General features: G+C 53.8%; 12 protein-coding genes. 11 read left to right on the top strand and 1 reads right to left on the bottom strand.

Annotated features, from left to right (window positions below; genetic code table 11):
• Positions 1-61: 61 nt before the first annotated feature.
• Positions 62-2,596, top strand: a complete 2,535-nt coding sequence (gene glgP / locus SIC15_RS09915; RefSeq protein WP_069183641.1) for an alpha-glucan family phosphorylase — start codon at positions 62-64, stop codon at positions 2,594-2,596.
• Between the two features lie 3 nt (positions 2,597-2,599).
• On the opposite strand, the gene SIC15_RS09910 is transcribed toward glgP, so the two are convergent.
• Complete coding sequence (locus tag SIC15_RS09910) at positions 2,600-4,012, bottom strand: TrkH family potassium uptake protein (protein WP_174805027.1); 1,413 nt, start codon at positions 4,010-4,012, stop codon at positions 2,600-2,602.
• Positions 4,013-4,263: 251 nt separating this feature from the next.
• On the opposite strand from SIC15_RS09910, the gene SIC15_RS09905 reads away from it, so the two are divergent.
• The 10 genes from SIC15_RS09905 to SIC15_RS09860 all read left to right on the top strand — a co-directional run bounded on the left by SIC15_RS09905 (position 4,264) and on the right by SIC15_RS09860 (position 13,814).
• Positions 4,264-4,806, top strand: coding sequence for a porin family protein (locus SIC15_RS09905; RefSeq protein WP_069183643.1), 543 nt, complete (start codon positions 4,264-4,266; stop codon positions 4,804-4,806).
• A 23-nt stretch (positions 4,807-4,829) separates the two neighbouring features.
• Positions 4,830-5,405, top strand: a complete 576-nt coding sequence (locus SIC15_RS09900) for an ACP phosphodiesterase (protein ID WP_069183644.1) — start codon at positions 4,830-4,832, stop codon at positions 5,403-5,405.
• On the top strand, positions 5,402-6,016 hold the full coding sequence (locus SIC15_RS09895) for an ATP-dependent zinc protease (RefSeq protein WP_069183645.1): 615 nt from the start codon (positions 5,402-5,404) through the stop codon (positions 6,014-6,016). The genes SIC15_RS09900 and SIC15_RS09895 overlap by 4 nt, the downstream gene beginning before the upstream one ends.
• A 176-nt stretch (positions 6,017-6,192) precedes the next feature.
• The gene (locus SIC15_RS09890) at positions 6,193-6,723 is read left to right on the top strand and encodes a YfiR family protein (protein WP_083231789.1); all 531 of its coding nucleotides are present in this window, start codon (positions 6,193-6,195) and stop codon (positions 6,721-6,723) included.
• Positions 6,720-8,168: an ATP-binding protein gene (locus SIC15_RS09885; protein WP_412537574.1), complete on the top strand. Its 1,449-nt coding sequence runs from the start codon at positions 6,720-6,722 to the stop codon at positions 8,166-8,168. The genes SIC15_RS09890 and SIC15_RS09885 overlap by 4 nt, the downstream gene beginning before the upstream one ends.
• A gap of 58 nt (positions 8,169-8,226) precedes the next feature.
• Positions 8,227-8,679: a response regulator gene (locus SIC15_RS09880; protein ID WP_069183647.1), complete on the top strand. Its 453-nt coding sequence runs from the start codon at positions 8,227-8,229 to the stop codon at positions 8,677-8,679.
• A gap of 13 nt (positions 8,680-8,692) precedes the next feature.
• On the top strand, positions 8,693-10,384 hold the full coding sequence (locus SIC15_RS09875; RefSeq protein ID WP_227514504.1) for a putative bifunctional diguanylate cyclase/phosphodiesterase: 1,692 nt from the start codon (positions 8,693-8,695) through the stop codon (positions 10,382-10,384).
• Positions 10,385-10,437: 53 nt separating this feature from the next.
• Positions 10,438-12,174: a thiamine pyrophosphate-binding protein gene (locus SIC15_RS09870; protein ID WP_069183648.1), complete on the top strand. Its 1,737-nt coding sequence runs from the start codon at positions 10,438-10,440 to the stop codon at positions 12,172-12,174.
• A 14-nt stretch (positions 12,175-12,188) separates the two neighbouring features.
• The gene (locus SIC15_RS09865; RefSeq protein WP_069183649.1) at positions 12,189-13,013 is read left to right on the top strand and encodes a citryl-CoA lyase; all 825 of its coding nucleotides are present in this window, start codon (positions 12,189-12,191) and stop codon (positions 13,011-13,013) included.
• Between the two features lie 3 nt (positions 13,014-13,016).
• Complete coding sequence (locus tag SIC15_RS09860) at positions 13,017-13,814, top strand: hypothetical protein (RefSeq protein WP_069183650.1); 798 nt, start codon at positions 13,017-13,019, stop codon at positions 13,812-13,814.
• Positions 13,815-13,824 lie beyond the last annotated feature (10 nt).

Here is a 13,824-nt window from a genome sequence, read left to right as displayed (position 1 = left end):
TGGGGGAGATCTCTCATGAAGCTCCCTCTAATTTACCGGCCAACCTGAGCGGAGTCCTACTTTGACGCTGGCAGCCTATACCACGCGATCCTTGCCGGACTCCCTGGCCGGTCTGTTTCAGCTGGCCCTGGATCTACGATGGACCTGGCACCATGGCACCGATGAGCTTTGGCGCGCCCTCGATGAGGAAATCTGGGATACCACCCGGAACGCCTGGCTGGTGCTGAACAGTGTCTCCGGCGACCGGCTTGAAGAACTGGCCGCCGATCCTGACTTCCAGAAACGCTACCGTGACCAGATATCAGCACATAGTGAGTTTATTCAGGCTGATACCTGGTATACATCGGAGTGCCCCGGGAATCTGGGCGAGGGCATTGCCTATTTTTGCATGGAATATGGACTGAGCGAATCTCTGCCGCTGTACAGTGGCGGACTGGGTGTCCTGGCGGGGGATTTTCTGAAGGCCTCGAGCGATCTTGGTGTGCCCGTAATGGCTGTCGGGTTGCTTTTCCAGCAGGGCTATTTCCGCCAGGCCATCAGCACCGATGGTGAACAGCTCGAATTTTATCCCTACAACGACCCTACTATGCTGCCGGTTTCCCCCTTAAGGGATGATGAAGGCCAGTGGGTGAGGGTGGTTGTACCTTTCCCCGGGCGAAACGTTCGCCTACGAGCCTGGAAGGCTCAGGTTGGCCGCTGCGAGTTGTTATTGCTTGACAGCAACGACCCGCGCAATGAACCCGGCGACAGGGGGATTACCAGTGAGCTATACACCGGCGACCCGGAAAAACGCCTGCAACAGGAAATGGTGCTTGGCATCGGCGGCTGGCGCCTGATCGAACAGCTGGGCCGAAGGCCTGCACTGTGCCATCTGAACGAGGGGCATTGCGCGTTGGCACTGATTGAACGGGCCTTCAGCTGGCAGGATCAATGCAACGCCGATTTTCAGCTCGCCCGTACCGCAACCAGGGCAACCAATCTGTTCACCACGCACACCTCGGTGGCCTCTGGCTTTGATCATTTTTCCCGATCGCTGCTCCGGTTGTACCTGGCTCCCTGGCTTGAGGGGCGCGACCTGGATATCGACCAGTTGATGGATTTAGGCAGCGAAAACCAGCATTCAGAAGATCAGTCTGGCAGCCAGAAGCTCAACATGGCCCTGCTGGCGTTGAACATGAGCGGACGGTTCAATGGGGTCAGCCGCATCCACCAGAAAGTCACCCAGACCATTTTTCAGCCGTTTTTTCCCCGCTGGCCGGCCGAGGACATTCCCGCCGACTATGTAACCAATGGCATTCACACGCCCAGTTGGGATTCACCGGAATCCGATGCCATATGGACACAGGCCTGCGGCAAGGATAGATGGCGCAGACCACTTCAGAAATCCTGCCCGATGACCGACATCACCGATGAGGCGTTGTGGGAGATGAGGCGTCTGCAGCGGACACGGTTGGTCGGCTACCTGCGGCGACGGCTTTCAAGCCAGCACTGTGAGCAGAATCCTGGCTTCGACCATGCTGCTGCCTGCGGGCTGTTGTTGGACCATGAAACCCTGACCCTGGGGTTTGCCCGGCGTTTTACCGAATACAAACGACCGGACCTTCTGCTCAAGGATCAGGATCGACTGCTAAAGCTATTGGCAAGCCGGGACCGCCCACTCCAGATCGTTCTTGCCGGCAAAGCTCATCCCTATGACCTTGTCGGGAAGGACATCATCCGCCAGTGGAAAGCATTTTCCAGGCGCCCGGATGTAGAGGGCAAGGTCGTGTTCATCGAAGACTACGACCTGGGTGTGGCCAATCAGTTGGTTCAGGGAGTGGATGTCTGGCTCAACTGCCCGAGACACCCCTGGGAAGCCTGCGGCACCAGTGGCATGAAAGTACTGGTGAACGGCGGCCTGAACCTGTCCCAGTACGACGGCTGGTGGGCGGAGGCCTGGAACCGGGATGTGGGCTGGGCCATTCGACCCGGCGCTACGTTCCGGGAGCTCAGTGGCTCCAACAATCACGACCACGACCTTTCAGACGCGAGTGAACTGTTTGATCTGCTTGAAAAAGAGGTCGTTCCCGACTTCTACAATGAGGACGAAGAGGGCATTCCCCGGCAATGGCTGAAGCGAATGCGTGCCAGCATGGACCAGCTGACAGCCGCGTATTCTGCCAATCGCATGGTGCGAGAGTACGTGGAGCAGTTTTACCTGCCCATGGCCGAAAAAGGCAGAAACCGGACGATGGAAACCTCGAAGGAACTGTTGGCGGAATGCAACGCAATCGCGCAGCACTGGCCTCGATTGAGGTTCAACAGTTTCAATGCCATTGAAACCCCAGACGGCCTGTTCTGCAAAGTGGAAGTCTACCTGGATGGAATCGACGAGCAACGGATTGCCGTTGACCTGGTGGCGGAAGAATCAGAGCAGGGGCCCAGAACGGTGGTGGCGATGGAAATGAAGCATCCCCTGGGCGGTTCTGCACACACCTATCTTTACGAGTGCATAGTGCCCTCAAGGCCGCAAGGACATTACACACCGAGGCTTCGAGTGCGTGATGAGCGCCTGAACCTGCCGCTGGAAAATCCGGCGATACTCTGGCTCAAGTAAGCCTCAGCTTCGCCAGAACGCCGGCGAAAGAACGATTACAACACTCAGGATTTCCAGACGCCCCATCAACATTCCCACAGACAGGACCCATTTCGCCGCGTCGGGCAGTGGTCCAAAGTTCCCGGCCGGACCGATGATGTCACCAAGACCGGGGCCAACGTTGGTCAGCGAGGTGAGGGCGCCTGACAGTGCGGTTACGAAGTCCAGTTGCATTGCGGCGAGGGCAATCGTAATCAACAGCAGACATAACAGGAATATAAACGTGTAGGCAATCATGGACGAGATGATCTCATCGCTCACTGCCCGCCCGTTGTAGTTCCGGGTAAGCACCGCTCGCGGGTGCAGAAGCCGCATCAGCTGTTCACGAAGAATAATAAGGGACAGCTGGAACCGGAAAATCTTCATACCGCCGGCGGTGGATCCTGAACAGCCACCCACGAACATCAGGAAGAAAAACAACACGAATGCCAGCGGGCCCCAGGCTGAATAATCCTCGGACGCGTAGCCCGTGGTTGTTACCACCGAAGTAACGTTGAATAGAGTCGACGCATAATTGTGGATGGGATCAAAAGGTACCGGAGACACCATCCAGCGGTAGAGGGTCAACAACAGCGGCACGAAGAACAGGATGGCCAGGAAGAGCCGAACCTGCTGATCCCTGAAAAGCACGCCATGTTGACCATGCATTTCGCGCACAAAAAGGAAGAAGGGCAGGCTGCCGATAATCATGAACAACGTCGCTTCCATGAGAATCAGATCATTGAACTTACCCATGGACATATCCGACGTGGAGAAGCCGCCGGTGGCAATACTGGTCAGGCCATGATTAAAGGCATCGAACAGCGTCATGCCAGAGAAGTAGTAGGTGACCACTGCGATGATCGAGAAAACAAGGTAAACCACCAGCAGACCGCGGCTGAGGGTTTTCATTCTCGGCAATGCCTTGTCGGTCCACTCCGAGGACTCCGTGGCAAACAGCCGCATGCCACCGACGCGAAGAAACGGAAGCACCGCAACGAACATGCCGATAATACCGATGCCGCCGATCCATTGCAGAATGGAACGCCAGATCAGCAGATCCCGATCCATGTCGTCCAGGCCACTGAGAACGGTTGCCCCGGTGGTGGTAATCCCGGAGGTACCCTCGAAGAAAGCGTCCGCAGCGGAAATTCCAAGGTCGCTCAGGTAGAAAGGAAGGGATGAAAACAGTGCGATGATGAACCAGGACGAAACCGTGAGCACAAACATGTAGCGGGGTTTGAGATCCCGAGGCTTGCTATAGGTGGCAGCCATCCCGAGGATGCCCAGGCCGCAGACAATAGCGGCCGATTCCGCAAACGCCATGGCATTCGGCGTCTCGGAGCCCGCAAGTAAAATGACAGGCAAAGTCATGAAAATGCTCAAAAGCACAAACATGACGCTGACAATAAAAATGACGGGGTAGAGATTTCTCAATGGATGCTCGAGCCAGCTGATACCGGGAGACGGCGTCAGAATACCTGTGGGTTCCGGCTTCCGCAAGGTAACACCGCGCGGATACTGAAATTACCGGCGAATTAAATCGGTGTAAATAACGCGTAAATGCGGATCTTTCTAATGGAAAAATCCGTGAGTCTGGTGCAACTTCAGCGATGTACACCGAATGATTCGGTTAAGGAGATACCAGTATGAAACACGTACGTTCAATTGCCGTTATTTTTGCGACCGGTCTGGCGGTTGCCGGCACGGCTTCGGCCCAGGATATGTACAAGTCGGGCGTTGGTGCACTGTATACAGGCCTTAATTACACCTTCGTGAATCTGGAAAGCGGTAACGCCGATGCCGATGTCGGCACTCTCTCTGCGAAGGTGGGCGTAATGGCGACGCCTTACCTGGGGATCGAAGCCCGTGGCGGTTTCGGAGTGGATGATGAGCGCGTCGGCGGCGTCGACTATTCATTGGACAATTTCTTCGGCGGCTACGCCACGTTCAATCTGGCCAACGAATCGCCGATTACCCCCTACGCCATACTCGGCTTCACCCGGGTTGAACTCGAGGCCTCTTCGTTCCTTGGCACGGCCACCGAAGATGAAACGGATGTGTCTTACGGCATCGGTATGAATATGGAATTTGCGCCGAACCTGTCCGGCAACCTCGAGTACATGCGTTACTATGAAGACAGTGATGCTGAAATCGATGGTCTGGGTGTCGGCATTCAATTCAACTTCTGAGACCAGACCACCGGGGAGACTGTTTGAACCATCTGGCTCATGTATTTCTGGCGCCGGACTCGCCTGAAGCAAGGGTGGGAAGCATCCTCGGTGACTTTACCCGGGGTGTCGATCTCTCGGCACTCCCGGACTCGGTAAAACACGGCGTTCGCCATCATCGGGCGGTGGATAGTTTTACCGATCAGCATCCGGATGTACTTGCGAGCAAGCAGGTGTTCTCACGTCAGAGACGCCGATTTGCCGGGGTTGCACTCGATATTCTCTACGACCATTTTCTTCTCAAGCACTGGGACCGATTCAGTGACATTGAGCGAGAGGCGTTTATTCGCCGTATTTACAATGAGTTGCAGCAAAAAGAGCATCTGATGCCGGACAAGATGGCCCGGGTTACCCGAAGCATGGTCTGGAATGACTGGTTTGGAGCCTACAAGGACCTTGAAAACATTGGACACGCTCTGGACCGGGTTGCGGGACGCATACGCTTCAGAAACGAGTTCGCCGGCATTATTACGGAGGTCCGCGCAAACCACGACGAACTGGAATTCAGGTTTCTGTCTTTTTTCCCGGATTTACAGGAATTTGCAGGAGGTATTGAATGAGGTTTGTTAGTAGAGCCTTGCTGGTAGGAGCATGGCTTTTATCATCATCGATGGTGCTTTCGGCGGAGGCGGATGCCAACAGTGAACAGCAAAGACCGTCGGAAACCCTTGGCTATGTTGAGTGGGTGGTTATGAAAGATACCAACCTGAGGCTTAAAGCACGCCTGGATACAGGCGCCAAGACTTCTTCTCTGCACGCGGTAAACATCGAGGGCTTTGAGCGCGATGGAGAGGAATGGGTAAGCTTCCAGATCCCACTAGGTGACCACGAGGACCAGCCGACCGAGGGTGAGTTGGACCATGACGACGTCGTTCTGGAGTTTGAACGCCCGGTTGAGAGGACAGTGCTGATCAAGAGGAAAGGTGCGCCGTCGCAAAAACGGTACGTCGTGATGATGGATTTCTGCATCGCAGGCGCAACCCACACCACCCAATTCTCACTTACTGACCGGGGTAAGTTTTCCTATCCTGCGCTGCTGGGCCGGCGCTTCATGCGTGACGACAACATCCTGATTGATTCCGCAGACCCATTTCTTGCAAAAAACGAATGCGAATATGTGACTCTGGAAGAATTGGCAGAGGCGCACAAAGACAAGTTGTTAAAGCAGTAAATTCTTCGCGGATCACCCGAAGCCGCTGGCTGGACACCGCTTTGACACCCGACTCTGTTGGATACATGGATGCAGGTAACAGTTGACGGCAGCCCTTTGAATGCTAACCTTCCGTTGGTGTTGGGCTTCCTTGTTAGCGTTTCCCCTGAACCAAATTTCTGCATCCTGGATGACAAGTGAGGGATCACCTGAAATTTTTACTTATTGCTTTGTTGCAATGCTGCTTGAGCTTGGCACCCGCTCATGGATCCGTCCGCTCCGAATATGAAGTGAAAGCGGCATTTCTCTTCAACTTTACCCGTTTTGTTACTTGGTCCCATGCTGAAAACAGTGCAGAGCCATTGGAAATCTGCATAGTAGGGACCGACCCCTTCAAGGAACTGCTTGACCCGATTCGCGGCCGTTTGTCTCAGGGAAGGGAGCTCCAGCTCAGGTACCCCGAGATCAACTCAGACCTATCCGGCTGTGATGTTCTTTATATCAGCGAATCGCAGTCAAAAAACCTGAACCTACTTTTTGATGCTGCCCGACAGCAAGGCATTTTAACGGTCAGTGATCTACCAGAATTTGTACGTAAGGGCGGTATGGTGGGTTACGTCAAACAGGGCAATGTCATTCGTTTCGAGATTAATCTGAAGGCTGCGACTGACGCAGGCCTGACGATCAATTCACGACTCCTCGAACTGGCTGTGAGGGTGTTGCGATGATCGGACGATGGCGTTATTGGCGGCTTAAAACGAAACTGCTTTTCCTCACACTCTTCACCAGTGCGCTGGGTATTTCACTGGTTTGTATCAGCCTCATCCTGGTTGAAAACCAGAATTACCGTAAACAGCTTGAATCAGAACTCCATGTAATTGCTGGCATACTCGCCGAGCAATCTGCGGCAGCGCTGCTATTTACCGACCGGGAACAACTTGGAAGCATTATCTCCAGCCTCAAAAGAATCGGCACCATCCGGCAAGCCTGCATTTACAGCCCTGGCGGCGAGGTTCTGTCCGCTTTGGAAAGCATGGATAGGCAACCTTGCCCCGATATAACGCAACGAGTTGAAGCCGGCTTCGTGGGTGACGCCTACCAACTCCTGATACCTGTCACCCTCGACAGCGAAACGGTTGGGCATTTGTATCTGACCTCGCACCTCGATGTTATGCGCAATCATATACGCACCTTTGTATTGGTAACGATTGCGGTTGGAACCGTCATCCTCCTTGCCCTCGTCTTTCTGGCCCTGAAGCTCCAACGCATCGTGTCTGGGCCGATCCTCACGCTATCGGAAACTGCAGAGCGTATCGCGAGAGATGCGGACTACACCATTCGAGCGCCCGTGTCGGGAACCGATGAACTTGGCCGGCTCGGTAATACTTTCAATGAAATGATCGGGACCATAGAACAGCAGAACCGCCGCATTCTCGAAAGCCGGGATAGCCTCGAAAGAATAGTGGAGGCACGAACATCAGAGCTGAGCATGGCAGATCGCGAGCTCGAGGCATTCAGTTACTCAGTATCTCACGACCTCCGGCAGCCTCTGCGGGCCATCGAGGGCTTTGGACAGGCGCTTGAGGAGGACTGCGGTGAACAGCTCAATGACGCCGGGAAAGATTATCTCCGGCGAATTCGAGCCGCCAGTGTACGAATGGCAAGCCTGATCGATGGTCTGCTTGTGCTGTCCAGAGTCAGCAGGCAACCGATGGAGAACGAATCGGTTGATCTGACCAACCTTCTGCAAGAAATTTCGGATGAACTGATGAACATTGAGCACTCCGTGCCAACGGAAGTGAACATTCAGAAGGGCATTCACGTGGTTGGTGACAGCCGGATGCTACGGGTTGCATTTCAGAATCTTCTCGAAAATGCCTGGAAGTACAGCGCCAAGGTCGAGAAGCGCCGGGTTGATGTGTCCGCAGTGGAAACCGGAGGTTTTATTACGATTGAAGTGCGGGACAACGGTGTGGGCTTCGACATGCGTTATATCGATAAACTGTTCGTCGCGTTCAACCGCCTCCACACACCCTCGGAATTCGGTGGTACCGGGATCGGTCTAGCGACAGTTTACCGTGTCGTTCGGCGCCATCACGGTGAAATTTCCGCCTCATCCGAAGTTGGAAAAGGTGCCCGTTTTGACGTCACGTTGCCTGTTTCGCGGCGTTAGCGCTACACTTGTAAATAGAGCAAAACTATAACGCAACTGATTGAAGGGCAAAAGAAATATGGACGGACGTTCAATCCTTGTGATTGAAGACAATCCTGACGACCAGATTCTTACAGTTCGCGCCCTGAAAAGTGCCAGCGTTGATAGCCCGGTGATTGTCCTTGAGGACGGGGAAGCCGCCTTGAAATTTCTGTTCGGTGACGGCGACCAACCCTCAAGGAACGTGGAGTCACTGGGCGTGGTGTTACTGGATGTGAAGCTTCCAAAGGTTGGAGGGCTGGAGGTGCTCAGGCATCTGCGATCGTCTCCCTCAACCCAGTGGTTACCGGTCATCATGGTTACATCTTCTGATGAACCGGCGGATCTGCTGGAGGCCTATAGGCTGGGGGCCAACAGTTTCATCACCAAACCCATCGACTATCGTGAATTTGTGGAGCAGATGACCTTATTAGCCCGTTATTGGTTGCAGGTAAACAGAGTACCGAATGCTAGTGCCGTTCGCTCATTGTGACAAGGTGAAGGCAATGACAGAGACCGCCAGCCGACTCAGAATGCTGATCGTCGAGGATTCTGAAGACGACGCACTTCTCCTACTGCGCGAACTGCGTAAAGGCGGCATTGATCCTTACAGCGAGCTGGTAGACAGTGAAGAGCGCCTGTGCCTCGCTCTACGCGAGAACAAATGGGACATACTTATCACCGATCACAACATGCCCGGGTTCTCGTCATTCCGGGTTCTGGAGCTTGTTCGGGAATATTCCGCAGACCTGCCCGTAATCATTGTTTCAGGCACCATAGGGGAAGGCGTTGCCGTTACCGCCATGAAATCGGGTGCACAAGATTACATTATGAAGGACAACCTTTCCCGTTTGATTCCAGCTATTAATCGGGAAGTGCGGGAAGGTTCGATTCGACGGGCTAAACGCGTGGCGGAAACCACGCTGGAATATATGGCCTACCACGACAGTTTGACCGACCTGGTAAACCGTCGGGAATTTGAACGCCGTCTGATGAGAGCTCTTGAAGATACCCACAATGGCGACGGGGATCATGTGCTGCTGTATCTCGATTTGGACCAGTTCAAAATCATTAATGATACATGTGGCCACATCGCGGGTGATCATCTGCTCAAGCAGATCGCCGCGTTGCTATCCGAACAGATTCGATCTGATGACACCCTGGCGCGACTTGGAGGCGACGAGTTCGGAATACTGTTGCACGGCTGTGATGGATATTATGCGCGTAGAGTTGCGGAAAAGTTGTGCCAGGAAGCCAGCGAATTTCGCTTTGTGTGGCAAAACAAACCTTTTTCCGTATCCCTGAGCATAGGAATGGTGCTGATCGAAAAGCACTACGACAATGCCAGCGAGCTTCTTTCCCATGCAGATCTGGCGTGCTACGCCGCCAAAGATAGAGGCCGCAACAATGTCCAGCTGTACCAGTCGAACGATGCAGACATGCAGCAGCGTCAAAATGATATGCATTGGACCAGCCGGATTCAGCAGGCCCTCCAATCAGACAGCTTTTGTCTCTGGAAACAGGATATGGTCGCATTGCAGCCCAACGATACTGATGGCTACCGAACCGAGTTCCTTGTACGCCTCAAGGAAGGGGATGACGTCATTCCGCCCGGCGCCTTCATTCCGGCGGCCGAGCGCTTTAGCCTGATGACCAAAATTGATCGCAAAGTCATTGAATTGGCCTTTCGATACCTTGATCAGACTGGCCTGGGCCGAGAGGAAACCGGCACTTTTTTTATCAACCTGTCGGGCAGTTCCTTCAATGAGCCAGAGCTTTTTCTGTACATCTGCGAGCTTGCCGATACGCACCGTCTCAAGCCCGAGCGAGTGTGCTTTGAAATTACTGAAACCTCGGCTATCGCTAACCTGAACGTGACTCAACAGTTCATTAATACAGCCAAGAAAAGAGGCTTCAAATTTGCTTTGGACGATTTTGGAGCGGGTATGAGCTCCTTCTCCTACCTCAAGGCTCTTCCAGTGGATTACCTGAAAGTCGACGGCGGATTCGTTCGTAACCTTCTGACCGATCCAATTGATCTGGGAATTGTAGACGCCTGCAACCGAATCGGGCATGCCGCCGGCCTCAAGACGGTTGCTGAATTCGTTGAAAACGAAGAAGTCAAAAAACGGCTTGTAGAGCTTGGTCTCGACTGCGCCCAAGGATATGGCATATCAAAGCCGTGCCCTCTGGATTAATGAAGCTGTCGGGCTGTCTGCCATTCGTTGGTCATATCTTCTAAGGACTCTCCATGCTCGGAAACGGTGACCTGATACTGCGCTATCTGGAGCACCTCGGTGTTGAATATGTTTTTGGTGTTCCGGGGGGCAGTATAGAGCCCTTCTATGACGCTTTGGCCAGAAGCGAGCGCCGTGGCGGAATCCGGGCCATCACGGCACGGCACGAAACCGGCGCAGCTTTCATGGCGGAGGGCTACGCACGGGAGACTGGCAAAATAGGCGTTTGTTGCTCAACGGCGGGTCCCGGTGCCACGAATCTGCTTACGGGTGTGGCCTCGGCCTATGCAGATGGCATTCCAATGCTCGTTATCACAGCGCAAACCGCACTTGACCGATTTGGTCAGGGTTCCTTCCAGGATACTTCATGCACCGGTATCCATACCGTTGAGATGTTTGCCAAGTGCACACGGTATAACACGTTAATCTCCCATCCCGCGCAGCTTGAAACCAAATTGCTTCAAGCGGTGAGCCACGCGATGGGCAACCAGCCGGGCCCCGCTCATCTGGGAATACCTCTGGATGTGATGCGCCACAGGATCCCAGACAATGAAATCGACGCGACGCTCAACGCCTTCACTAATCATGAAGTTGCACCGAGCGATCATTCTACCAAGTCCGCATTAAATGAACTGGAGTCTGCCCGAAAAGTTACTCTCGTTCTGGGTGAGGGCGCATCTGAAGCCAGCGAACTGCTGGTGCGCTTAGCTGAGGCACGAGACTGGCTGATGGTGACAACGCCACGCGGAAAAGGGCTGATCGACAGCTTTCACCCGCTTTATCGGGGAGTGTTCGGCTTTGCCGGTCACGAAAGCGCATCTGATGCCCTGCGAGAAGATAGCGCCGACCTAGTGGTCGCTATTGGTACCGCACTGGATGAAGTTTCTACCAGCGGATGGGACCCCACTACAATACTTTCCGAGCGGCTTATTCACATCTCCAACAACCCGGTAGACCTGAGCCGATCTACCATGGCCCGATTGGTGGTTCTGGGTTCGCCAAAGCTCCTGTTCGAATCCATATCCAATGCCCTCGGTGTGGATTCAGTGTCTCAGAGTAACCGATCTGTCTTCTACAACGACCGTTTACCAGCCAACACCAGATTTGATGACCCTGAAAAATGCTTCGATAGATCCGGACCCATAAAGGGTCAAACTCTGATGACCTACATGAGCCGGATTTGTCCCCAGAATACGCGGGTTTTGATGGACGCCGGCAATAGCTTCCTATGGGGCATTCATTATTGGAATATACACCGCCCCATGAATATGCACCCTGGTGCTAATCACTTTCATATAGGTCTCGGGTTCGCCGCTATGGGCTGGGCTATTGGCACCTCTGTGGGCATGGCCAGCGCCAATCCAGATCATCCTGTGGTCTGTTTCACCGGTGACGGGAGCTATCTCATGGCCGGGCAGGAGTTGACCACAGCCCTCCAGGAAAACCTGAACATTCTCATGGTGGTGCTGAACGATTCTTCACTAGGTATGGTTAGCCACGGACAGAAACTGAGTGGGGGGGAGCAGTTGGCCACTCGGCTGCCAAGGGTGGATTTCTCAATGATCGCCCGGGCATTGGGTGTCGAGTCCTACCGCATTGAGACTATGGAACAATTTGCTGACCTTGATATTAAGGGGATTCTGTCCCGACCTGGCCCATGCTTGTTAGACGTAATCGTTGACGGCGACCAGGTGCCACCATTGGGCTCCCGAATAAAAGTGTTAACCAGCTCAATACAAACTCACGAATAGAGTAGGGGGCCGGCGTGCCATCAGACTATGTTTATCACTCCAATTTCTGGCTTGAAGAGCCGGAAGAGTCCAATCCTTTCGCAGCCAAGGCATGTTACTGCCACGGCTATGACGTTTATGGGCAGATCATTGCCCGGGCAAGCTGGTTCGAGTATCTGCTTTTAATGTTCAAGGGAGATCGACCCGAGCCTGCCCATGTGGTGCTGCTTGAAAAGCTTGCGCTAGTTCTTGCCAATGCCGGCCCAAAAGAGGCCAGTATTCGTGCGGCCATGAATGGTGGGGTCGCCGGAACCAACCATAGCTCCGCCCTCATGGCAGCACTCGCTGTTGGTTCTGGACTCTATGGTGGTTCCCAGGAGCTCGAGATCTGTATGCGTTTATGGCAGGAATGCGGGCAGGATGTTGAGAAATGGATAACCCGTCTGCAATCTCCCGAGGAAGACGAAAGGGCTGATATATGGCCGGCTATGGAGCATCCACCTGGCTTTGATCCCAACGGGGACCAGATACCGACGACGCTTCTTCAATCCCTGGAGTTATTGGTCCAGTTCGCTCCCGAGAGCGGCGCGTTAGCCTGGCTGGCGATAAACCGCAGTGATCTGGAAGAGTTTTTTGGCTGTCCCATATCCATCAGTGCAGTCGCGGCGGCAACTTTGGTAGATCTTGGTTTGGATAAGGACCAGGGCAGTATGCTCTACCTCATGCTGAGGCTCCCGGGTGCCGCGGTTCATGCCTTGGAACAACGAAAGATGGGCTGGAAAAAGTTTCCTTTCTACAGTCCCGCAATTGAACTGGAAGAAGATCCTGGCCCCTATAAAAAAGCCGGTGAGGAGGAGTAGCCAATGAATCATGAGCGGCTGTACGAAACTGAGAGCCACCTGACAACCCGCATTGGAAAGGCTTTTCTCACCGAGCGTGTGGTTATGCATGGTAAAGATCTTCATCATGAGCTGGACCATATGGAATGGCTGCACCTTTACCTGTTTGCGATTCTGGGGAGGGACCCCGGTAAAAATGTTGCCAACATGCTGAACTGCTACTGGGTGGGCAGCAGCTACCCTGACCCATCGATTTGGCCAAATCACGTAGCAGCGCTGGCAGGTTCTGTACGTACCACCCCTTCGCTCGGCATGATGGCAGGTTTAAGTATTTCCGAGGCATCGATTTACGGTCGCCGTCCCGAAGTTCGAGCACTCGATTTCTTTTACAGGGCAGGAAAATGGTGCGAGGAGGGCGGTAAGATCGAAGAATTTGTCGATAATGAGAAAGCCCTCGGGCGTATTCTATTCGGCTACGGGCGCCCTCTCGCCAAAACAGACGAGCGCATTGCCTTTACTCTGGACAAGGCAAAAGAGTACGGCTTTTCAAATGGACGCCATTTAAAAATGGCGTTTGAGGTTTTTGAGCATGTGAACAGTGTGTACGGATATTCAATGAATGTTGCCGCCGTACATGCCGCTCTTGCGGCAGACATGGGCTTCAGTTGCGAAGAGTATCAGCTCCTGCTGTCACCCGGTTTCGTAACGGGTATGGCCCCATGCTTCAAAGATGCGAAAGCACGACCAGAGGGCAGCTTCTTCCCGATTCGCTGCGAGAGCATTGTCTATCATGGTGTGGGCAAGCGAAATTGGGAGGATTGACGCAGAGGTT

Origin of the sequence: Marinobacter sp. MIT932201, from assembly GCF_047123295.1 — a bacterium.
GTDB lineage: Bacteria > Pseudomonadota > Gammaproteobacteria > Pseudomonadales > Oleiphilaceae > Marinobacter > Marinobacter salsuginis.
Note: the sequence above shows the minus strand (reverse complement) of the source record. Positions and strands in the feature narration are given on the sequence as shown.

Coding starts and splice junctions, on each gene's coding strand:
- SIC15_RS09910 (WP_174805027.1), bottom strand. CDS start 4,012: ATGTTTGTGCTTTTGAGCATTTTCATGACTTTGCCTGTCATTTTACTT.
- SIC15_RS09905 (WP_069183643.1), top strand. CDS start 4,264: ATGAAACACGTACGTTCAATTGCCGTTATTTTTGCGACCGGTCTGGCG.
- SIC15_RS09895 (WP_069183645.1), top strand. CDS start 5,402: ATGAGGTTTGTTAGTAGAGCCTTGCTGGTAGGAGCATGGCTTTTATCA.
- SIC15_RS09885 (WP_412537574.1), top strand. CDS start 6,720: ATGATCGGACGATGGCGTTATTGGCGGCTTAAAACGAAACTGCTTTTC.
- SIC15_RS09880 (WP_069183647.1), top strand. CDS start 8,227: ATGGACGGACGTTCAATCCTTGTGATTGAAGACAATCCTGACGACCAG.
- SIC15_RS09875 (WP_227514504.1), top strand. CDS start 8,693: ATGACAGAGACCGCCAGCCGACTCAGAATGCTGATCGTCGAGGATTCT.
- SIC15_RS09870 (WP_069183648.1), top strand. CDS start 10,438: ATGCTCGGAAACGGTGACCTGATACTGCGCTATCTGGAGCACCTCGGT.
- SIC15_RS09860 (WP_069183650.1), top strand. CDS start 13,017: ATGAATCATGAGCGGCTGTACGAAACTGAGAGCCACCTGACAACCCGC.